We start from the raw sequence: 20956 nt of genomic DNA, 5'->3' as shown, positions 1-20956 counted from the left end.
ACGCCTCCGGGGTCAGCGGCCGAGGTAGGCGGCGAGCCCGCCCAGCTCCGCACTGGCGATGAACACCGCCCGCACGTTCAGGATCGCCTCCTCGGCGTGCGCGGGGCAACCCCACGCCGAATCCCCCCACGAATCCGCGATCTTGATCTCCGCCCCCGCATCGCACCCCTCCGGACCGCCGAGCTGGCATCGCTCCGGATGCGGCACCCCTTCTTGCGCAGCAGCGGCGGAACGCAGCCGCGCCGCCAGCTCGGCGGCCGCCTCCGCCCGCCGCTCGGCCTCGGCCCGCAGCTCGTGCTCGGCGCGCAACGCCTGCGCCAGCTCCTCGCGCGCGGCCTCGGCACGCGCCTCGGCGGCGGCCTCGGCCTGCTCGATGTGGTGGCGTTCGATGGCGAGCGCGGCGGTGCCCGTGAAGACGCGGGCGAGCGCGAGGTCGCTGTCCCGCGGGACGCGCGGGCGCCGGTGGTACAGGGCGAAGGTGCCGAGCAGGCTGCCGTCGCGGGCCAGGATCGGGGTCGACCAGCAGGCGGCGAGCCCGGCGCGCTCGGCGAGTTCGCGGAAGTCGGCCCAGAAGGGGTCGGTGCCGATGTCGGTGACGATCACCGGTTCCCGCCGGTGCGCGGCGGTGCCGCAGGAGCCGACGCCCTCGCCGGTGGCGATGCCGTCGATGGCCTCGTTGTAGAAGCCGGGCAGGCTGGGGGCGGCGCCGTGGCGCAGGTGCGCGCCGTCGGGGTCGGCGAGGAGCACCGAGACCAGGACCGGCTCGGGGACGAGGCTCTCGATCGAACGCGCCATACCGTCCAGCACCTCGGCGAGCGGCGCCTGCCTGGCGATGTGCTCGACCAGGATCCGCTGCTCGGTGAGCAGCCGCTGCGCGTGCTTGATCTGGGTGGTCTCGACCCCGATCACCTGGACCCCGCCGCGCCGGGGCTCGACGGTGAGGTCGAAGAACGCCTCCCGCGCGGGCGCGCCGGCGCCGAGCACGACCCGGAGGTCCCTGATGGTGGCGGCCGCGCCGGAGCGGTGCACCCGGTCGAGCACGGCGACGACGTCGCGGCCGATGGCGTCGGGCAGCAGCTCGGCCAGCGGGCGGCCCGCGGCTTCCCGGTCGCGGCCGATGGCGGTGTGGAAGGCGGGGTTGGCGGACTCGACCACGTGGTCGGGGCCCGCGAGCGTCGCGTACACCGCGACGGACTGCCCGAACAGATCGCGCAGGTCCTGCTCCGCCGCCGGGACGGCCTGCCCGGGTATCGCTGTCATTCGTGCCTCGGAATTCGGGTCGTCGGGGGTCGCCGGCAGGCGCGCCCCGGCCCGGCCGGGCAGTCGAGGTCGGGTCAGTAGACCAGACCGGGCCGGGAAGCGCCAGCGATCAGGCCGGGGGCAGGACGGTGGCGGGAACGACGATCCTCGGCGCCGGCTGCCCCGGCGCGGGCGGTGGCAGCGTGTCGATCACCCGGGCCACGAGGTCGTAGACGGCGGTGGCGAGCTCCGGATCATCGGCGGAGATGCCGCCGTGCGCGTTGTGGTCGAGCGCGACGAGGTAGTCGGCCATCTGCTCGCCGGTCAGGTCGATGCGGACCATGCCGTCGGCCTCGGGGACCAGCGTCACCGGGCCCTCGACGCCGGGGTCGCCGAGCCGGACGTCGGTGCGCTGCCACACCTGCTCGGGCATGTGCAGTTCGAACACCGGGACGGCGGCCACGCGGTCCTCCCGCCCGAGCTGCTCGGGCGGCGATTCCGCACACCCCGTGAGCAGCGCCAACCCCAGCACGCCCGCCATCAGCCGTGCCCTCGAGAATCCCGCGACCATCTGCCCCGTCCCCTGTCCCGCTGTGCTGTCGACCCCGCATTTCCACCGGCGCGACCGCCGTAAACGTCCCCACCCTGAACACGTGTTATGTTCTAAAGCCATTGAAAGTGACCCACATCACTGACACCTCCGCGGAGCCGCCATGACTGCACCGGATCGGTTCGACCAGCTCGCCTCCCGCGTGGCCGGGGTGGCACCGGTCTCGCGCACGCCGCTCGACTCCCCCTACGACATCTCCGACGAGCTGTTCGCCGCGCTGCGGCACGTGCTGCACGACGTCGGCGGCCAGCCCGACATCCCGGTGCCGTACCTGGAGAAGACCGAGGAGGAGTGGGAGATGAACACCTACGTCACCTGCGAGTGCCTCGGCTGGCGCGGGGTGTGGAACTCCGAGGAGCGCCGCCGCGCGGAGAACGACCTCGGTGCCACCCTCTACTTCGGGCTGCCCTACTACGCCCGCTGGGCCATGGTCGCGGCGAAGACGCTGGTGGCGAAGGGGTACGTCACCCCGGACGAGCTGAGCGCCAAGCTCGACGAGGTCCGCGCCAGGCGGGCGACGCGGTGACGGCCCGCCGCTTCGACGTCGGCGACCGGGTCACCGTGCGCGAGGCCACCACCCTGTTCCACACCCGCACCCAGCTCTACACCCGGGGCCGCACCGGCACCGTCGTCGAGCACCGCCCGGAGTGGGTGATTCCCGAGGACGAGGCGTGGGGCCGCGACGACGGCCGCACCGAACCGTTCTACGTGGTCCGCTTCCGGCAGCACGACCTCTGGCCCGGCTACACCGGATTCCCCGCCGACACCCTGCAGACCGAGATCTCCGAACACTGGCTGACCCCCGCACAGGAGGACGACACGCAGTGACCCACGACCACGACGACCACGCCCCCATCGAAACCGCAGGGCAGATCAGCGAATTCGAGGTGCTGGAGACCGCGATCCGCGAACTCGCCATCGAGAAGGGGCTGTTCTCCCGCGAGGACCACCGCCGCTTCGCCGAGTGGGCCGAGACGGTCGGCCCGCACGGCGGCTCCACGCTGGTGGCCAGGGCCTGGACCGACCCGGAGTTCAAGGCGCGGCTGCTCGCCGACGGCACCGAGACCTGCAAGGAGGTCGGGATCGACTGGCGCGACCCCACCGGCTCCGGCACACCGAGCGACTACACCTTCTTCTATGTCCTGGAGAACACCCCCGAGGTGCACAACGTCATCGTCTGCACGCTGTGCTCCTGCTACCCGCGCCCGGTGCTCGGCATGTCCCCGGACTGGTACCGCACCCCGAACTACCGCAGGCGCCTGGTGCGCAGGCCGCGCGAGGTGCTCGCCGAATTCGGGCTGCACTTCCCGGCCGAGGTCGACGTCCGGGTGCACGACTCCAACCAGAAGTCGCGGTTCATGGTCATGCCCATGCGCCCGGCGGGCACCGAGGGCTGGACCGAGGAGCAGCTGGCCGCCATCGTCACCCGCGACACCATGATCGGCGTCGCGCTGCCGCAGGTCGGCTGGACCGCGCAGAAACCGCCGAACCGGGCCGAGGACGCCATGCACGGGGAGGCCCGCGGATGACCGCGCCCTACGACGTCCTGCTCGCCACCCTGCCCGACGGCACCGAGCGGGAACAGTCGCTGCCCGACCTCGACCGCAGGCCGGACCCGTGGGAGTCGAGCATGCAGGCCACCTGCGAATGCCTCTCCTGGCGCGGCGCACTCGACAATCTGGAGCGCAGGCACGCCGAGGACGCGCTCGGCGAGACCGTCTACCGCGACTTCCCGGTCCGCACCCGCTCGGCGGTGATCACCGCGCACACGCTGCTCGAGCGCGGCGTCATCGACCCGGACGAGCTGGCCGCGCGGATGGCCGCGGTGCGGGAGCGGTTGCATCGGGAGTAGCGGACCCGCGGGGGCCGGGCTGGGACCGTTTCGTCCGGTACGCCCCGGGTAGAGCAGTCTCACTGCTCCGAGAGATAGGTGCCCGCGCGGCGGACGACGATGACCGAGAACGATATCGAAGGCGCCTACCTGGCCGCCGGAATCGCGCTGCTGCTCGCGGCGACCCTGCCCCGCCTGTTCAAGGATCGGGCGATCACCGCGCCGATGCTGGTCGTCGGGATCGGAGCCCTCGCGGGGCTCGCGATCGGGCGCACCGGCATCGACGTGGTCTCCCCGCTCGCGCACCCGGCGGTGATCGAACACCTGGCCGAGCTGTGCGTGATCGTGGCACTCATGGGCGTCGGCCTGGCGATCGACCGGCCGCTGCACTGGCGCACCTGGCGCTCCACCTGGCGCCTGCTGCTCATCGCCATGCCGGTCTGCATCGCGGCGGTCGCGGTGTTCGGCTGGTGGGCGGTGGCGTTGCCGCCCGCCGCGGCGGTGCTGCTCGGGGCGGTGCTGGCCCCGACCGACCCGGTGCTCGCCTCCGACGTGCAGGTGGAGGGGCCGACGCCGGGCGAGGGCTCGGACAAGGAGGACGACGAGGTGCGGTTCGCGCTCACCTCGGAGGCCGGGCTCAACGACGCCCTCGCCTTCCCCTTCGTCTACCTGGGGATCATGCTCGCGACGGCGGGGCCGATCCTGACCTGGCTGCCCGGCTGGGTGGCGTGGGAGCTGATCGGCAAGGTGGCGCTCGGCGTCGCGGCGGGGTGGATCGCGGGCGACCTGCTCGGCCGCGGCTTCTTCCGCTTCCCCATCCGCGACGCGCGGCTCGCCGACCGCGGCGAGCCGATCGTGGCGCTGGCCGCGGTGCTCGCGGTGTACGGGCTCACCGAGCTGATCGGCGGGTACGGCTTCATCGCGGTCTTCGCCTGCGCCGTCGCCATGCGGCGGATCGAGCGGGACAACGACTACCACGAGGAGATGCACAGCCTCGTGGAGCAGCTCGAGCACGTGCTGACCCTGGTCGTGCTGCTGCTCCTCGGCGCGGCGCTCACCGCGGGGCTGCTGGCGGCGCTGGACTGGCGGGGTGCGCTGCTCGGGGTGCTGCTGGTCTTCGTGATCCGCCCGGCGGCGGCATGGCTGTCGCTGCGGCGCTGCCCGGAGCTGAACCCGAGGGAGCGCCGGGTGACGGCGTTCTTCGGGGTGCGCGGGATCGGCTCGGTGTACTACGTCGCCTACGCGCTCGCGCAGACCGATTTCGGGGTGGCGGGCGAGACCATCTGGGCGATCACGGCGTTCACCATCGTGCTGTCGGTGGTCGTGCACGGCGCCAGCGCGGGCTGGGTGATGAGCCGGCTGGACGGGGAGCGCAGCGCGGCGACGTAGCCCCTACTCCGGCGCCGCCTGGAAGAAGTCGGTGAAGCCGCTGGGCCGGTGCACACCGATCACGCCGTGCTCGTAGAGCCCCCAGCCGACCCGCGGCTCCTTCCCCTCCTCGTGCCAGACCGCGCGCCCGACGTTGTCGGTGAGCCCGAAGGGCAGCCTGCCGACCACCTCGGGCGCGGTCATGTCGTAGTTCCGCCGCTCGGTGAAGTTCTCGCCGTGCCACTGGCCGTGCAGCCAGTCCGGATCGGGGCTGTACCCGCCGCCGACGCCGATCGCCAGGAACAGCTTCGACTCCAGCTCCAGCCGCACCTCGGCGCCGTCGCGGGTGCGCAGCGCGAGGGTGCCGGTGGCGGGCAGGCGGGTGCCGGGCCGGTAGGTGGTCGAGACCAGCGGCCAGCCGAGCTGCTCGGTGCGGCCGTCCGGCCAGACGCGGTGGCAGTCGTTGAGGCTGCGCTCGCCGTCGGCGTCCTCCTGGATGATGATCACGACGGCGAAGTCATCGAAGGCGATCGGGGCGTAGAGCCACCACATGCCGCCGAAGGGCGGGTCGGCGGGGCGGCCGGCGGGCTCGGCCTCGCCGATCGGGCGCAGCCCCCAGGAGCGGTCGCGGGTGCCGGTGAAGCGGTCGGGGGTCACCGCATAGCCGGTGCCGTCGATGCTGATCGACCCCTCCCAGGTGCCGACCTGCGCGAAGCGCTGCGCGTCGATGATGGTGCGGTGGCTGCCCGAGCGCATGACGTGGCGCTGCTCCGGGATGGCGGGGAACGAGGCGCGCCAGGTCATGTCGACGGCGATCCCATCGGTCTCCGCGATCACCAGCCGCGAGGTGGTCAGCGGCTCGACCACCTCCAGCCGGTAGTTCCCGCAGTGCTGGTTGAGCCGGTCGCTGTCGATCTCGTCGCCGAAGTGCAGCGCGATCTGCTCGTCGCCGCGGCGGACGACGAAGAAGGCGTCCTTGGTGCCCAGGTTCGGGTAGTAGCCGATGCCGGTGATCAGCATGAGCTCGCCGGAGTGGTCGAGCGCGTTCCAGTAGGACCGGTCGTAGAAGTTGCGGTCGCCGCCCACCCATTCGATGGGGGCGGGGATCTGGTGGATGGGGTACTCGTCGAGCGGGAATACCCCGGGCACGTGCTGCACGTTCTGCTCCTCGGATTCGGTTCAGGGACGGCTGATCAGGGTCACCACGCCGCGGTCGCCGTCGACCCGGACGCGGTCGCCGGTGCGCAGCGCGGTGGTCGCCACCAGGGTGTTCACCACGCACGGCAGCCCGTACTCGCGGGCGACGACGGCGCCGTGCGACACCGAGCTGCCGATGTCGGTGACCAGCGCGGCGATCACCGCGAAGTACGGGGTCCAGCCGACATCGGTCACCGGGGCGACCAGCACCTCGCCGGGTCGGAGTTCGCGCGCCTCGACGACCGAGTGCGCCACCCGGACGACGCCCGCCACCACACCGCGCCCGGCCGGGCGGCCCGCGATCTCCCCGTCGGCCGGGACGGCGACGGCGGCGCGCGGCGGCGCGGGCTCCGGCCGCCCCACCGAGACGTCGGGGAAGTGCAGCGCGGCCTGGAACGGCAGCGCCAGGCGGCGCTGCTCCGCCCGCGGCACGAGGGCGGTGTCGCCGTCGACGAGCCGGGCGAGTTCGGCGCGGTCGAAGAAGAAGACGAGGTCGGCGTCGGGCAGGTCGCCGCGCTCGCTGAGCACCGCGCCGAGGTGCCGGTAGCCGCGCTTGAGCCGGTGCGCGACCTGAGCCATCCGGGACTTCGTCTCCTCCCGGCCCCTGGCCCCGCCCCGGGCGAGCCGGGCGAGAAGCCGCAGCGCGCCGCGGCGCGGACCGGGGGCCGCGGCCGCCTCGCGCTCCGGTGCGGGAGCGCGCAGCATGATCTGCATCATCGAGCCGAGCCCGCCGGGGTCGTCGGCCCAGGAGGGGTCGCGCATGCACAGCTCGCGGTAGCCGCGGTGGCCGTGCCGCGCCAGGAATTCGCGCAGCGCCGCCCCGGCCGGGCTCTGCGCCGCCACCAGCGACTCGACCGCGTCGGCGGGTGCCGCCGAGCGGAACGCCGCGGCGGCGTCCGGGTCGGCGGCGAGCAGGGTGATGACGCCGGTCAGCTGCTCGACCATGACGACGCTCTCCACGTCGGTGGCCCCGGCCAGCAGCCGGATCGCCTCGGCGCGGCCGTCCGCCTCGCTCGCACCGCGCCGCACGGCGGCCCGGACCAGCCGGTCCTCCAGGATGTTGGCCGCCACCGCCGCCCGCGACGAGGAGCGGACGTGGGTGAGCGTCACCCGGCGATACAGCGCGACCCCGGCCTCCAGCTGCGCCAGGACGACCCGCGGATCGCGCCCGGAGATCACCGGGAACCCGTCGATCTCCGCGGGGAGCCTGCGGATGGCCGGGCCGACGCTGAGCGTGAAGGCGCTGAGCCGCACCGTGTTCCGCAACCGCTGCGCGAACGGCTTGGGCGGCGCCGCCTCCAGCTCGTCCACCACGCGGCCGCAGATCGACATCGAGAACTGCTCGCGGGAGTTGCCGAGGATGCCCGAGCTCAGCGCGGTGCCCTCGCTCAGGTTCAGGAACATGTGGCCGTAGAAGTAGCCGACCTGCGGCCAGCGCTCCTCGTACCCCCGCTGCACCCCGCCCATGACCTGCACCATCTGCATGGCGTAGTCGATGGCGTGCCCGCTGACCGCCGCGGTGAGCGGGCAGAACGCGCCCGGCATCATCTCGCCGATATTGCAGCGGGTGTAGACGTGCCCGGCGGAGACGGGGGTGTCCATCTCGTCGAGCTCGCCGGGCAGGGTGGTGATCGGGCGGGCCTGCAGCCACCACAGCGTGCCCGCGCGGTCGATCGCCCACTCCAGGTCCAGCGGCCGCCCCCAGTGCGCGGCGGCGGTCTGCGCGCCGGTGCGGATGGCGGTGAGCTGGTCGGGCGCGAGCACCGGGTGCGGACCGACCTCGCTGGTCACCGAGGCGCCCGCGGCGGTGAGGACGTGGTGGTCCGAGTGCCCCGAGCCGTCGACCAGGCTCTCCCCCAGCCCGTGTACCGCGTCGATCACCAGCAGGTCGCGGCGCCCGGAGACCGGGTCGGCGGTGAAGACCACCCCGGCCGCGGCGGCATCGACCAGCTGCTGCACCACCACGTGCATGGCGCCGCCGGAGCCGTAGTGCGTGGCGCGGCCGGAATCGGCGGAGGCGACGCAGCGGTGCACGGCGGCGACCAGGTCGCGCTCGGTGCCGACGCCGAGCACCGTCTCGTACTGTCCGGCGAAGGAGAGCTCGGCGCCGTCCTCCCCCGCGGCCGACGAGCGCACCGCCACCGGCGTCGATCCGGCGGCCCGCATGCGCGAGAATCGTTCCATGACGGCAGCAGCAGGGACCGCGGCGGCGTCGGCGATCGCGAAGCCGGGCGGCACCGGCAGGCCGAGCCGCATCAATTCGGCGAGTCCGCTCGCCTTGCCGCCGAAGCTGTCGTCCGTGATGTCGCGCAGGTCGGCGACCACGGGTCCGGTAGTGCCCACCGGCGAAACGTTACGCGTGTCACGGAAATGACGGAGCAGAATGGGCGACCCCGCGACACCCGGATCGATTCGGCGGTCCTGAGCGCGGCGGCCGAGCTGCTCACCGAGGTCGGCTACGCCGATCTGACCATGGCCGCCATCGCCGACCGGGCGGGCACCTCGCGGCCCGCCGTCTACCGGCGCTGGCCGAGCAGGGCGCACCTGGTGCACGAGGCGGTGTTCCGCGACGCCGACACCTCGGCCGTCGCCGCCACCGGCGCGCTGGAGACCGACCTGCGCGCCGTCGTCGCCCGCACCGTCGCGCTGCTCACCTCGCCGCTGGCCCGGCTCGCCGTCCCCGGCCTGATCGGCGAGGCCGCCGCCGACGCGACCCTGAACCAGCGGCTGCTCGACCGGTTCGCGGTGCAGGGCTGGCGCGGGCTGGACGGCCACCTCGCCGCCGCCATCGAGCGCGGCGAGCTGCGACCGGGGTTCGACGGCGGCGTCCTGCTGGAGGTGGTGATCGGCTCGGCGCTGGCCGCCCTGCTCATCCGCGGGCCGGACGGGCTCACCGACGCCTGGGTGGAGAGCACGACGCGGCTGCTGCTCGACGGGCTCCGCGCGCCCTGAGGACCGATCGACGGCGGTCTCGCACCGCCTCTTCGCCGCCCGCCTCGCCGACCGCATCCTCTGCCTCGACGACGGGCGCGCCGCCGAATACGGCACCCACGACCAGCTCATCGCCCGCGACGGCCGCTACCGGCGGCTCTACGAGCAGCAGCGCGAGGCGTACGAGTGACCGAATCACCCCGTGACCGACCCCGCGCTGCTCGACCTGGCCCACGACATCGACGCCCGCTGCCGCCTGCACGGCCGGTTCACCCTGCGCTCCGGCGCCACCAGCACCTACGGCACGGGCAGGCTCGCCGAAGGCGGCGAGTTCGCGGGTGCGACGGTAACCCTGATCGAGGATGTCATCACCACCGGCGGCGCCGTCCGCGCGGTCCTCACCGAAGATCTCCTCGACCGGAGCCGATGAGGCCGCCGGAGGCCACGCCGCGGGCGATGGACGCCGCGCTCGAGACCGAGCGGATGTCGTTGCGGCTGTTCGACATCGGGGATGGCGCGGAGTTGCACGGGATCTGTGCGAAGCGCTGGAGGCGGGGGGCCGCGCGTCTGGGCGACCATCCGGCCGCACAACACCGCGTCGATCCGGATTGCCGAGAGCGTCGGGTGCGTTGCCACAGCAGCCGATCCGATGACAAGGGACCGCTTCTCCGCCTCTGCACGGCGTGAATTCCCCTACGGTGGCCGCATGGAAGAGGACAGGGTCCACGACCTCCCGTTCGGCACGGCCGCGGCCGCGTATGCCGAGCACCGCCCCGGCTACGCACCGGAGGCGGTGCGCTGGGCGCTGGAATTCGCACCGGGCTCGCGGGTGCTCGATCTCGGCGCCGGGACCGGAAAGCTGACCGACGTACTTGCCGCACTGGGCACCGAGGTGGTCGCGGTCGAGCCGGACCGGCGATGCTGGCCGAACTGCGGCGCGCACTGCCGGAGGTGCGCGCCCTGCTCGGTAGCGCCGAGGCGATCCCGCTTCCGGACGACTCCGTCGACGCCGTGCTGGCGGGCAGTGCCATGCACTGGTTCGACATGGACGCGGCGGGGCCCGAGCTGACCAGGGTGCTCGCGCCGGGCGGAACGGTGGCGGGGCTGTGGAACGTGCTGGACGACCGGATCGGCTGGGTCGCCGGGCTGGAACGGGTCAGCGGCCGCGTGGTCATCGGCCCCCGGGACACGCACAGCCGCTGGCGCACCGCGACCGGTCCGCTTCTCCCGACGGCAGGCCGGTTCGGCGAAGCGGAGCAGGCCGAATTCCCGCACGGTCAGCGCCGCACCGCCGACACCCTGGTCGCGACGCTGGCAACCCGCGCGGGCGTACTCACCCTCCCCGAACAGCAGCGAATCGCCCTGCTCGACCGCATCCGCACCTACCTCACCACCACCCCGGAAACCGCGAGCGGCGAATTCGTCCTGCCGATGCTCACCGGCGTCCAGCGCGCCCTCACGAGGTGAGCCGAACCGCTTCGCCGTGGCACGCCGACGGCGGGCACCTCGTCGCGGCAGAGATGCTCCGCGAAATTCCCGGCCCGCAACCGGATTCGGTGGTCCGGCGTGCCTCCGCAGTGGTACCGATTCGTCCTCGCCGGCGAGCTCGACCCCGAGCAGCTCTCCGCCTTCCCCGACCTGATCCGGGCGCTCGGCACTGCGGCGGGAACGACGGTGCTCTCCGGCCCCGCCGACACCCCGCGCGACCTGCAGCTCCTCCTGGCCCGCTTCCGCCAGCGCGGCCTGACCGTAGTGGGCAGCTTCCGCCTGCACGAGGCACCGGACTTCGGGACGCTGCCGGGCCGGGAGTGCGGGGGATTTCGGTGCGGATGGCGCCGGGCCGAGCTGCGTAACACATCTCGACCCGGACCACCGGTATCCGACCGCCCGGGTCGTGGCGGCTCAAGCCGAACCCGGACAAACAGAGTGTAGCCGAAAGCTAGGGACTTTGGTCCTTTAAAGGACATCAATGTCGTTGAATTTCGGCGGGTCCCTCGATTCCCGATCCACCTGCGACGATGCCGATGGCCCTGCGGCCGGGCAAGTCCCAGTTCCGGGACGACGCGAACCTGTCACCGGTCCCGGCTACGTTCCGCCGCATGAGATCTGCGCTCCGGGGGCGGCCATGACCCTGCCCGACATCGTCGAATCGCTCCGCTCCACAGTGGCATCCGGCTCCTTCGCCACACACGGCACCCTGCCGACGACCATCGCCGTCGAGGTGGACGGCGTCGGCCCGCTGGCGTTCCCCGTCCCGCCCGAGCAGGCGCGGCAACTCCGCGCGCTGGCGGCGCCCGCGCAGTTCGGCCGGGGCGAGCAGACGCTGCTCGACCCGGCGGTGCGCGACACCTGGAAGGTCCCACTCGATCGGGTCCGGGTCGACGGGGGCGGCTTCGCCGCGGTTCTCGACACCGTCCGCGCCGAGCTGGGGCTTCCCGCCGGCTGCGCGCTGCGCGCGGAGCCGCACTCGCTGCTGGTCTACGAGCCGGGGCAGTTCTTCCGCAGGCACCGCGATTCGGAGAAGGCCGACGGCATGATCGGCACGCTGGTGCTGACGCTGCCGACGGAGTGCACCGGCGGCGAGCTCGTCATCGAGCACGGCGACCGGCGGCTGCACACCGAGAGCGCGGCCGACGCGGTGGGCTACGTGGCGTTCTACGCCGACTGCGAGCACGAGGTGCTCCCGGTGACCGAGGGGTACCGGATCGCCCTGACCTACAACCTGATCGCGACCGGCGACACCCGCCCCGCCGACCCGCCCCCGGCTCCGCAGCTCACGGCCGCGCTGCGCGCCTACTTCGGGACGCCGGTCCCGCTCCCGCACTGGCGGCGCGGCGACGGCCCCGAGCACCGGGCGCCGCAGCGGCTCGTGTATCTGCTCGACCACCAGTACTCGCAGCGCGGGCTCGGCTGGGACCGGCTCAAGGGCACCGACGCGGCGAGCGCGGCGGCGCTGCGGACGGCCGCGGGGACGGCCGGGCTCGCCGTCGAGCTCGCCCTGACCGAGGTGGTCCACCACCACCGCACCGACGCCTTCATCGACGAGCTGGGCATGATGGGCAGGCGCCGCCGGTGGGAGCTCGCCGACGGCGAATGGGCGCTGGTGGACGACGAGTGGGAGTCGATCGAGGGCGACGAGGACGAAGAGGACATGTTCGGCGAGCCGAGCGACCGCTCGGCGAGCGACCACCCGGACGCCAACCGGCCCGGCGCCGAGGAGCCCGAAGTCGTCTTCACCACCCTGACCTGGCGGCTCGATGCCGGCGGAACCGGCCTGGCGGTCTCGGAGCAGGTGCACGACGACGAAATCCGCTGCGCCACACCGACGCAGGCGCTGCAGCCACACGCCTACCAGGCCGAGGGGTACACCGGCAACGAGGGTGACACCATCGAGCGGTGGTACCGGCGGGCAGCCGTCGTGGTGCGCGCCGGATAAGACCCGCCTGCGCCCGGGGCGGTATCGGCGTCCGGCTCCGCGCCGGGCGCCGGTACCTCCGGCTACTTCTCCGCGCTCTCCGGCTCGTCGAGGAGCTGGGCCTGGCCGGTGACGACGGTGGTCAGGATCTCCCGCGCCACCCGCAGCAACTCGGCGACCTGCGGCGAGGTCAGCGCGTAGGTGACCGAGAGCCCCTCGCGGCGGGCGGTGACCAGGCCGGTGCGGCGCAGGATGGCGAGCTGCTGGGACAGATTCGCCGGTTCCACGTCCACCTCCGGCAACATCTCGGCCACCGTGTGCTCGCGTTCGCTCAGCAATTCCAGCACCCGGATCCGCGCCGGGTGCCCGAGCGTCTTGAAGAAGTCGGCTTTCATCCGGTACAGCGGCCGGCGCACACCGCCCACGTCGACCCTCCAACCAGCGCACCGGCACACCGAAGATTTGCCCGCCAACCCTAGCAAATCGCCGATTCCCGGCCCCGCGGCCCCGCTGCCGCGCCGATCCGGCGATCAGACCTCGAGTTCCCTGGTGACGGCCTTGAGGCTGTGCCGGGCCAGCGCCAGGTTGCCGCGGCCGCGATCGAGCACGACGTAGACGAACAGCCCGTTGCCGGTGGGCCGCAGCAGGTGGAACTGGGTGCGCAGGGTGATCAGGATGTCGTCGATCTCCTCGTCCAGCCCGAGATCGCCGATGGTGCGCATCTTGGCCCGCACGATCTCGGTGGTGCCCGCGGCAGCCAGCTCGATGTCGAAGTCCCTGGAGCCGCCTGCCGTGCCGAGCGGCATCCCGCTGCCGTAGTCGACGACGGCCGCGGCGATCGCGCCGTCCAGCATCATCAGATCCTTCAACGCGACTTCCATGTGGGCCACAGCGATTCCTTCCGTCGGTGAGCCCACCGTACGCCAAGAGATTCGCAATTGCAGAGTTACGCAAGCAGGCAACCGAGCCTCCGCCCCTGCGCGCGGCGCGTTCCGAGGCTGATCGCCGCAGCAGGCCGGGGCCGGGTGCCGATCCTCACGATCCACAGGGTTCCGGCCGCGGAGCGAAGCTGTCCACAGCCGGGCGGACCGCGGCCCCGCGCTACCCGTGGCACGGGGTAGCATCGGCCGCTGATCCCGTCGCCTCGCGACCGGACGATTGTGCTCCACCGAGCCGATGAGGGTGCAGGCCCCGTTTCGGGCCGTCGGTTCGTTGATCTCGATGCTTCGTTGACCGGATTCAACCGATATCGATACTGGGGGCGCCAGATGTCGAGTTCTGCCGAGACGGTGCGGATATGACGCACGTCGATGATGTTCAGCCGGTGACCGATTCCGTGGATCTGGCGGACCGGTACCGGAGTGCGACGGGGCCGGTGCTGCTCACCGGCGTGCAGGCCATCGCGCGGCTGCTCGTGGAGCAGCACGAGCGCGATCGGCGTGCGGGGCGGCGGGTGGCGACCTTCGTCTCCGGCTATCAGGGCAGTCCGCTGGCCGGGCTGGATCGCCTGCTCGCAGGGCTGCCGGAGCTGGCCTCCGAGCACGATGTGCGGCTCGTGCCCGGGGTGAACGAGGAGCTGGCGGCGACCTCGGTGTGGGGCAGTCAGCTGGAGTTGCCCAAGGGCGGCAGGACGCACGACGGGGTGATCGGGGTCTGGTACGGCAAGGGCCCCGGGCTGGATCGCGCCGGTGACGCGCTGCGGCATGCCGCCATGTACGGCGCGCACCCGGCCGGCGGCGCGCTGGCGCTGGTCGGGGACGATCCGGCGGCGAAGTCGTCGTCGGTGCCCGCGGCCAGCGAACGCTCGCTGGCGGCGCTGTCGATGCCGGTGCTGTTCCCGCGCAATGCCGAGGAGGTCGTGGCCTTCGGCCTGTCCGCGGTGGCGCTGTCCCGGGCGTCGGGATGCTGGCCCGCGCTGAAACTGGTGGCCGACGTCGCCGACGGGCTGTGGACGCTGGACCGCGATTTCACCGATTTCCGCATCACCGTTCCCCGGCTGGAGTGGGAGGGCAGGCCCTGGACCTACCGTCAGCGGGTGCTCGCCGCCCCGCCGGACAGCGTGCTCGCCGAGGCGGAGCTGTACGGGCCGCGGTGGGCGATGGTGCGAGAGTTCGCCGCCGCCAACGACATCGACCGCGTCGAGGTCGACACCGGGGACGCCTGGCTCGGCATCGTTGCGGTCGGGACCGCCTACGACGCGGTGCGCCAGGCTCTCGAGGAGCTCGGGCTGGGTGCGGACGAGTTGCGGCGGGCGGGGATCCGGATCCTGCGGGTCGGCATGCCCTACCCGCTGGATGCGGGCAAGGTCCGCCGCGTGGCCGCCGGGGTGGAGACGGTGCTGGTCGTGGAGGACAAGACCGCGTTCGCGGAGTCCCAGGTACTGGAGGCGCTGTACGGCACCGCGCGGCCGCCGCGCGTCCTCGGCAAGCGCGCCGCCGACGGGCGCCCGCTGGTCCCCGCCGACGGCGAGCTGACCGCCGCCCGGCTCGTCGGCCCGCTGCGCACCGTGCTGCGCGAACGGGTTCCGCTGCGCACCCCGCTGCCCGCCGCGCTGCCGCTGAGCGTGCTCGACACCAAGCGCACCGCCTTCTTCTGCTCCGGCTGCCCGCACAACCGCTCCACCGTGGTCCCGGACGGTTCGCTGGCCGGGGGCGGGATCGGCTGCCACACCCTGGTCACCATGTCCTCGCGCACCGATTCCCAGGTCACCGGGCTCACCCAGATGGGTGGCGAGGGCGCGCAGTGGATCGGCCAGGCGCCGTACACCGACGTCGGCCATATCTTCCAGAACATCGGCGACGGAACGTATTTCCACTCCGGGCAGCTCGCGATCCAGGCGTGCATCGCGGCCGGGGTGAACATCACCTACAAGATCCTCTACAACGCCGCCGTCGCCATGACCGGCGCCCAGCCCGCCGAGGCCGGGCTCTCGGTGCCGCGGCTGACGCACAAGCTCGCCGCCGAGGGGGTGGTGAAAACCATCGTCTGCGCGGAGGAGCCGGAGCGGCACCGCGGCGCCTCGTTCGCGCCCGGTGTGCTGGTGTGGGATCGCGACCGCCTGGACGAGGCCCAGCGCCTGCTGCGCGAGGTCCCCGGTGTCACGGTGCTGATCTACGACCAGCCGTGCGCGGCCGACATCAGGCGCAAGCGCAAGCGCGGCGAGGCGCCGGTGCGGCGCACGAGGGTGCTGATCAACGAGGCGGTCTGCGAGGGCTGCGGCGACTGCGGCGTGAAGTCGAACTGCCTGTCGGTGCGGCCGGTGCAGACCGAGTTCGGCCGCAAGACCCGGATCGACCAGACCGGCTGCAACACCGACTACAGCTGCCTGGACGGCGACTGCCCGGCCTTCGTCACCGTCGAGCTGCCCGAGGTGCCCGCGCCGCGGGCCCGCACCGCGGCCCCGGCCCCGCCCGAGCTTCCCGACCCGGAGCTGCCCGAGATCGACGGCACCTTCGACGTCTTCCTCGCCGGGGTCGGCGGCACCGGCATCGTCACCGCCAACCAGGTGCTGGGCACCGCCGCGCTGCGCGCCGGGCTGCACGTGGAGGGGCTCGACCAGACCGGGCTCAGCCAGAAGGCCGGGCCGGTCACCTCGCACCTGCGGCTGAGCAGGCGCGCGGTCGACGCCGCCAACCGCATCGCCCCCGCGGGCGCCGACTGCTTCCTCGCCTTCGACCTGCTCACCGCCGCCGACGATCGCAACCTGCGCTATGGCAGCGCCGAGCGCACCCTGGTCGTCGCCTCCACCAGCCGCACCCCGACCGGCGACATGGTGCACGACGCCTCGGTCGCCTACCCGGCGGAGAGCGTGCTGCTCGACCGGCTCGCCACCGTGGGCAGGGACGTGCTCGGCTTCGACGCGGTGGCCGCCGCCGAGGTGCTGTTCGGCGACTCCGCGACCGCGAACTCGCTGCTGGTCGGCGCCGCCTACCAGGCGGGGGCGCTGCCCATCCACGCCGCCGCGATCGAGGAGGCCATCGCGCTCAACGGGGTCGCGGTGCGCGCCAACCGGAGCGCCTTCGCCTGGGGCCGGGTCGCCGTCGCCGACCCGGCGGCCTTCGCCGCGGCCACCCGCGCGGGCGAACGCTCGCACCGCAGCGACGATGCCCCGCTGCCCGCGCGGCTGCTCGCCCCGCTCGGCGTGACCGGCGCGGTCCGCGGCACCGTCGAGCGGCGCGCCGCCCAGCTCGTCGCCTACCAGGGCGAGGCGCTGGCGGCCCGCTATCTCGCGCTGGTGCAGGAGGTCTGGGCCGCCGAGCAGACGATCGGCGCTGGCAGCGAGCTCACCGCGGCGGTGGCGCACGGGCTGCACAAACTGCTGGCCTACAAGGACGAGTACGAGGTGGCCCGGATGCTGGTCGACCCCGCCTTCCTCGGCGCGGTCCGCGAGGAGCTGCCCGGCGCGGAGAATCTCACCTACCAGCTGCACCCGCCGACCCTGCGCGCACTCGGCAGGGACAAGAAGATCGGGCTGCGCTCCCCCGCCGCGCTGCGCGTGCTCGCCCGCGGCCGCGGGCTGCGCGGAACGCCCTTCGACCCCTTCGGGTTCACGCGGATGCGGCGGCTCGAGCGGCGCCTCGCGGCGCACTACGAGCAGACGATCCGCACCCTGACCGCCACCCTGACCCCGGACGGCCACGCGCACGCCGTCGCGGTCGCCGGCGCGGCCGACCTGGTGCGCGGCTACGAGGAGGTGAAGCTGCGCACCGTCGAGACCTACCTGGCCCGGCTGCGCGCGCTCGGCGTCGACACCGCGGGGATCAGGGCCGGTGGCCCCGCCTGATCGACGCGGCACCGATGAGTTTCCGGCGCACAGGAGGTCTACCCGGCATGAGGAAACTGATCTACGGCTTCGGCGTGTCCCTGGACGGCTACATCAACGACCGGGACGGCAGTATCGACTGGTCCGACCCGGACGACGAGCTGCACCAGCACCACAACGACCGGTTCCGCGAGCTCGAGATCGTGCTCAACGGCCGCAGGCTCTTCGAGCTCATGGCCGAGTACTGGCCGCACGTGGCCGCGGACGCGCCGCCGATCGAGCGCGAGTTCGGGCAGCTCTGGACCGCGGTGCCCAAGGTCGTCTTCTCCCGCACGCTCACCGAGGTCGCCTGGAACAGCACACTGGTCAAGGAGAACGCCGTGGAAGAGGTGCGCCGGATCAAGGCCGAAGGCGACGGCGTCGCCGAGATCGGCGGCGCCGAACTCGCCGCCGCCGTCATTCCGCACGGGCTGATCGACGAGTACCACGTCTACGTCTCGCCGGTGGTGCTCGGCGGCGGCACCCCGATGTTCCCGGCGCTGGCCGAGCGCATCCGGCTCCGGCCGCTGGAGTCCAGGCGCTTCGCCTCCGCGCAGCTGCTGCGCTTCCAGGCCGAGTAGCACCGCGCAGCAACTATCCAGCAATAGAATGGGGGCGTGAACATCCGGCTCCGCGCCCTCGAGCGCGAGGATCTCCCCTTCGTCCACCAGCTCTTCAACGACGCGCAGATCATGTCCTACTGGTTCGACGAGCCGTTCGAGGCGCTCGTCGAGCTGCGCGACATCTACGACCGGCACATCCACGACGAGCGGGAACGCCGCTTCGTCCTGGATGTGGACGGCGCGCACGCCGGACTGGTCGAGCTGCGGGAGATCGCGCCGGTGCACCGCAACGCGGAGTTCCAGATCATCATCGCGCCCGGGCACCAGGGGCGCGGGCTGGCGACCGTCGCGACCCGCAAGGCGCTGGACTACGCCTTCGCCGTGCTGAACCTGCACAAGGTGTACCTGATCGTGGACGTGGTGAACGAGAAGGCGATCCACGTGTACCGCAAGCTCGGCTTCCAGGACGAGGGCACCCTGCGCGACGAGTACTTCGCCGGTGGCCGCTACCGGAACGCGCTGCGCATGAGCGTCCTGCAGCACGAACACCTGGGCGGGTGAGCCACGCGAGCTCGCCGAAAGGGCGACACCGGAGTGAAACGTTTCATATTTACCCTTTCGATGCTTGCCCGAAGTTGACTCGACCCGCGAACATAGCAGGCATGTCTACCACCCGGGCAGTCCCGTTGACCGAACAGCCGGATCCGAGGGTCACCGCAGGCGTGCTGCGTTGGGAAGCAGCCCACCGCGCCGCGCTCGCCGCAGGCGACCCCCACCGCGCGGAGGCCACGCGCGCGGTGCTCGAGGGGTACCTGACGGAGGCACGGCGCCGCAGTTCGGGAGCCTGCTGAGCCCGTTCACGGCAGACCACATCAGGTGCGAAGGGCACGATCCGCAGCGGCCAGCACGCGGCCGAAGACGAACGCGATCACCGGCTTCGCCACCACCCGCGTGAGCACCCCCGCGCCGAACGGCACCCGAATCTCGGCGGTGGTGGTCCACACCACTGCCGTCCCACCGGGCACCGCGGTGAACGTGAGCTTTCCGCCCTCGTGCCGGGCGGGCGGAAAACTCCGCTCGACCAGGTACTCGAACTCGTGCGGCGGCCGGTAGGCGGTGACCCGCTCGCGGAACCAGCCGATCACCCAGACGAGTACCCGCACGGCCCCTTCCCCGTACGGCGCGCCCACGCCCGGCCGCACGAGCCGCGCCCGCAGGACGACCGGCGACCGCGGGTAGTTGCCCGCGTCGGCGAGCCAGTCGAACACCTGCTCGACGGGCGCATCGATCACGCGCTCGACCGTGATGACTTCCATTCGAGAACCCCCTAATCGACTACTACAACCTATAGTAGATCCCGGAGGCGGCCCCGGACAGCCCTGCATCGAGGCCCGGTGGCGACACCTGCTCCAGCGCGCTAGTATCTAGTGCACTATGGAATCACGCGCTGGAGAACGAACCGGCGAGCTGGGCAGGCAGCTGTCGTTCGCGCTCTACGGGGCGGCGAACCGCATGATCCGCCACCACAAGCCCATCCTCGAACCGCTGGGGCTGACCTTCCCGCAGTACCTGGTCGTGCTCGCGCTCATCGACGGCGCCCCCCGGACCGTCGGCGCGCTCGGCGCCTGCCTGGAGATGGACACCGGCACCATCACTCCCCTGGTCAAGCGTCTGGAGACGGCCGGGCTGGTGACCCGAAGGCGGGATCCGGGTGACGAGCGCCGCGTCCTGGTCGACCTCACCGAGCGCGGGCTCGCGCTCGAGGCCGAGGTCCGCGCCGTCACCGGCAAGATCGACGAGGTCTGCCCGCACACCGCCGACGAGCTCGAGCACCTCCGGCGCACCATCGACGCACTCGGCCGCCCCACCGGCGGCTGACCACCCACCGGCGACGCCCGCCGTCCGAAGGATTGGTACGACCATGGCACTCACCCTCTCCCTGCTCGACCTCGTCCCGCTGCGCACCGGCCAGACCAGCGCGCAGGCCGTCGCGGCGTCCATGCAGCTGGTCCGGCGCGCCGACGAGCTCGGCGTGCACCGCTACTGGTTCGCCGAGCACCACAACATGCCCGCCATCGCCTCCAGCTCGCCGCCGGTGCTCATCGCCGCCGCCGCGAGCCGCACCGAGCGCGTCCGGCTCGGCTCCGGCGGGGTCATGCTGCCCAACCACTCCCCGCTCATCGTGGCCGAGCAGTTCTCCACGCTGGCGGCGCTCGCGCCCGGCCGCATCGACCTCGGCATCGGCCGCGCGCCCGGCAGCGACCAGGTGATCACCCAGCTGCTGCGCCAGTCCGGCGCGACCAGCGACGTCGACCGCTTCCCGGACAACATCAAGGACATCATCGCGCTCTCGCACCCCGACGGCGCGAACCTGCGCTTCGCCTCCGGCGGCGAGTACACCGTGAGGGCCACTCCGGTCGCGACCAGCACGCCCGAGGTGTGGCTGCTCGGCTCCAGCGACTACTCGGCGCGGCTGGCCGCCCAGCTCGGCCTGCCCTACGTCTTCGCGAACCACTTCGCCGGCGACCACCTGGACCACGCCATGTCGCTCTACCGCACGCAGTACCGCCCCTCCGCCGAGCATCCGGAGCCGAAGAGCTTCCTCACCGCGAACGCCGTCGTCGCCCCGACCCACGAGGAGGCCTTCGAGCGCGCCCTTCCGCACCTGCGCATGATGGCCCGCATGCGCTCGAACAAGCCGCTGCGCGCCGCCGAGACCGTCGACGAGGTACGCGCGAACCCCTCCGACGAGGCCGAGCGGCGGATCATCGACCACCAGGCGCGGAACTGGTTCATCGGCGAGCCCGACGACGTGGCGAAGCGGCTGCGCGCCTTCGCCGCCGAGCACGGCGTGGACGAGATCATGATCTCCGCCGCCGCCGGCCAGTTCGAATCCGAGCCGCTCGACGAGAGCACCGGCCGCATCCAGACCGTCGAGCTGCTCACCGCCGCGCTGCGGCGCTGATTCCGGCGGAGGTGTCCCGGCGCGCCGACGGGGAAT

21 protein-coding genes and 1 pseudogene are annotated in these 20956 nt (G+C 72.6%); 15 read left to right on the top strand and 7 right to left on the bottom strand.

What is annotated here, in order from left to right; genetic code table 11:
* Positions 1 to 12: 12 nt before the first annotated feature.
* Positions 13 to 1260, bottom strand: coding sequence for a GAF domain-containing protein (locus tag ACFO0B_RS24405; protein ID WP_378614892.1), 1248 nt, complete (start codon positions 1258 to 1260; stop codon positions 13 to 15).
* A 109-nt stretch (positions 1261 to 1369) separates the two neighbouring features.
* Positions 1370 to 1810: a hypothetical protein gene (locus tag ACFO0B_RS24400; protein ID WP_378614891.1), complete on the bottom strand. Its 441-nt coding sequence runs from the start codon at positions 1808 to 1810 to the stop codon at positions 1370 to 1372.
* Positions 1811 to 1952: 142 nt separating this feature from the next.
* Here ACFO0B_RS24400 and ACFO0B_RS24395 point away from each other — a divergent pair, with 142 nt between their 5' ends.
* The 5 genes from ACFO0B_RS24395 to ACFO0B_RS24375 all read left to right on the top strand — a co-directional run bounded on the left by ACFO0B_RS24395 (position 1953) and on the right by ACFO0B_RS24375 (position 5069).
* On the top strand, positions 1953 to 2375 hold the full coding sequence (locus ACFO0B_RS24395) for a hypothetical protein (RefSeq protein ID WP_378614890.1): 423 nt from the start codon (positions 1953 to 1955) through the stop codon (positions 2373 to 2375).
* Entirely contained in the window at positions 2372 to 2677 is a 306-nt protein-coding gene (locus ACFO0B_RS24390; RefSeq protein ID WP_378614889.1) for an SH3-like domain-containing protein, read from the top strand. Before ACFO0B_RS24395 ends, ACFO0B_RS24390 begins: the two co-directional genes overlap by 4 nt.
* Positions 2674 to 3378, top strand: coding sequence for a thiocyanate hydrolase subunit gamma (scnC, locus tag ACFO0B_RS24385; protein WP_378614888.1), 705 nt, complete (start codon positions 2674 to 2676; stop codon positions 3376 to 3378). The genes ACFO0B_RS24390 and scnC overlap by 4 nt, the downstream gene beginning before the upstream one ends.
* Entirely contained in the window at positions 3375 to 3701 is a 327-nt protein-coding gene (locus ACFO0B_RS24380; RefSeq protein ID WP_378614887.1) for a ScnB, read from the top strand. Before scnC ends, ACFO0B_RS24380 begins: the two co-directional genes overlap by 4 nt.
* Before the next feature lie 99 nt (positions 3702 to 3800).
* The gene (locus ACFO0B_RS24375) at positions 3801 to 5069 is read left to right on the top strand and encodes a cation:proton antiporter (RefSeq protein WP_378614886.1); all 1269 of its coding nucleotides are present in this window, start codon (positions 3801 to 3803) and stop codon (positions 5067 to 5069) included.
* Between the two features lie 3 nt (positions 5070 to 5072).
* Here the strand turns inward: ACFO0B_RS24375 and ACFO0B_RS24370 are convergent, their stop codons facing one another.
* Positions 5073 to 6197, bottom strand: a complete 1125-nt coding sequence (locus ACFO0B_RS24370) for a hypothetical protein (protein WP_378615298.1) — start codon at positions 6195 to 6197, stop codon at positions 5073 to 5075.
* Positions 6198 to 6227: 30 nt separating this feature from the next.
* A complete protein-coding gene (locus tag ACFO0B_RS24365; RefSeq protein ID WP_378614885.1) occupies positions 6228 to 8588 on the bottom strand; it encodes a PEP/pyruvate-binding domain-containing protein in 2361 nt (786 codons plus the stop codon).
* Positions 8589 to 8615: 27 nt separating this feature from the next.
* Between ACFO0B_RS24365 and ACFO0B_RS24360 the strand changes: the two genes are divergently transcribed.
* The 5 genes and pseudogenes from ACFO0B_RS24360 to ACFO0B_RS24340 all read left to right on the top strand — a co-directional run bounded on the left by ACFO0B_RS24360 (position 8616) and on the right by ACFO0B_RS24340 (position 12612).
* Complete coding sequence (locus ACFO0B_RS24360; RefSeq protein WP_378614884.1) at positions 8616 to 9197, top strand: TetR/AcrR family transcriptional regulator; 582 nt, start codon at positions 8616 to 8618, stop codon at positions 9195 to 9197.
* A 181-nt stretch (positions 9198 to 9378) separates the two neighbouring features.
* Positions 9379 to 9606: a hypothetical protein gene (locus ACFO0B_RS24355; RefSeq protein ID WP_378614883.1), complete on the top strand. Its 228-nt coding sequence runs from the start codon at positions 9379 to 9381 to the stop codon at positions 9604 to 9606.
* Between the two features lie 81 nt (positions 9607 to 9687).
* A pseudogene (locus tag ACFO0B_RS24350) lies at positions 9688 to 10038 on the top strand (hypothetical protein); the annotation flags it as partial.
* 56 nt (positions 10039 to 10094) lie between these two features.
* Positions 10095 to 10643: a class I SAM-dependent methyltransferase gene (locus ACFO0B_RS24345; RefSeq protein ID WP_378614882.1), complete on the top strand. Its 549-nt coding sequence runs from the start codon at positions 10095 to 10097 to the stop codon at positions 10641 to 10643.
* 658 nt (positions 10644 to 11301) lie between these two features.
* A complete protein-coding gene (locus tag ACFO0B_RS24340) occupies positions 11302 to 12612 on the top strand; it encodes a 2OG-Fe(II) oxygenase (protein ID WP_378614881.1) in 1311 nt (436 codons plus the stop codon).
* 62 nt (positions 12613 to 12674) lie between these two features.
* On the opposite strand, the gene ACFO0B_RS24335 is transcribed toward ACFO0B_RS24340, so the two are convergent.
* On the bottom strand, positions 12675 to 12986 hold the full coding sequence (locus ACFO0B_RS24335; protein WP_233021276.1) for an ArsR/SmtB family transcription factor: 312 nt from the start codon (positions 12984 to 12986) through the stop codon (positions 12675 to 12677).
* A gap of 135 nt (positions 12987 to 13121) precedes the next feature.
* Complete coding sequence (locus ACFO0B_RS24330) at positions 13122 to 13481, bottom strand: hypothetical protein (RefSeq protein WP_233017753.1); 360 nt, start codon at positions 13479 to 13481, stop codon at positions 13122 to 13124.
* A gap of 407 nt (positions 13482 to 13888) precedes the next feature.
* Here ACFO0B_RS24330 and ACFO0B_RS24325 point away from each other — a divergent pair, with 407 nt between their 5' ends.
* The 3 genes from ACFO0B_RS24325 to speG are packed head-to-tail and all read left to right on the top strand — an operon-like array spanning position 13889 to position 18516.
* Entirely contained in the window at positions 13889 to 17374 is a 3486-nt protein-coding gene (locus tag ACFO0B_RS24325) for an indolepyruvate ferredoxin oxidoreductase family protein (protein ID WP_378614880.1), read from the top strand.
* A 47-nt stretch (positions 17375 to 17421) separates the two neighbouring features.
* On the top strand, positions 17422 to 17973 hold the full coding sequence (locus tag ACFO0B_RS24320) for a dihydrofolate reductase family protein (protein WP_378614879.1): 552 nt from the start codon (positions 17422 to 17424) through the stop codon (positions 17971 to 17973).
* 36 nt (positions 17974 to 18009) lie between these two features.
* On the top strand, positions 18010 to 18516 hold the full coding sequence (gene speG, locus ACFO0B_RS24315) for a spermidine N1-acetyltransferase (RefSeq protein ID WP_378614878.1): 507 nt from the start codon (positions 18010 to 18012) through the stop codon (positions 18514 to 18516).
* 311 nt (positions 18517 to 18827) lie between these two features.
* Here speG and ACFO0B_RS24310 read toward each other — a convergent pair whose 3' ends face one another.
* Positions 18828 to 19271 carry an SRPBCC family protein gene (locus ACFO0B_RS24310; protein WP_378614877.1) on the bottom strand — a complete coding sequence of 148 codons (444 nt, stop codon included), beginning with the start codon at positions 19269 to 19271 and terminating at the stop codon, positions 18828 to 18830.
* A gap of 118 nt (positions 19272 to 19389) precedes the next feature.
* On the opposite strand from ACFO0B_RS24310, the gene ACFO0B_RS24305 reads away from it, so the two are divergent.
* Together ACFO0B_RS24305 and ACFO0B_RS24300 are read left to right on the top strand one after the other, a co-directional pair.
* Positions 19390 to 19833: a MarR family winged helix-turn-helix transcriptional regulator gene (locus ACFO0B_RS24305; protein WP_378614876.1), complete on the top strand. Its 444-nt coding sequence runs from the start codon at positions 19390 to 19392 to the stop codon at positions 19831 to 19833.
* Positions 19834 to 19876: 43 nt separating this feature from the next.
* The gene (locus ACFO0B_RS24300) at positions 19877 to 20920 is read left to right on the top strand and encodes an LLM class flavin-dependent oxidoreductase (RefSeq protein ID WP_378614875.1); all 1044 of its coding nucleotides are present in this window, start codon (positions 19877 to 19879) and stop codon (positions 20918 to 20920) included.
* Positions 20921 to 20956 lie beyond the last annotated feature (36 nt).

Origin of the sequence: Nocardia jiangsuensis, from assembly GCF_042650385.1 — a bacterium.
GTDB classification, from domain to species: Bacteria; Actinomycetota; Actinomycetes; order Mycobacteriales; family Mycobacteriaceae; genus Nocardia; species Nocardia jiangsuensis.
The sequence above is the reverse complement of the archived record's forward strand: the minus strand, read 5'-3'. Positions and strand labels throughout refer to the sequence as shown.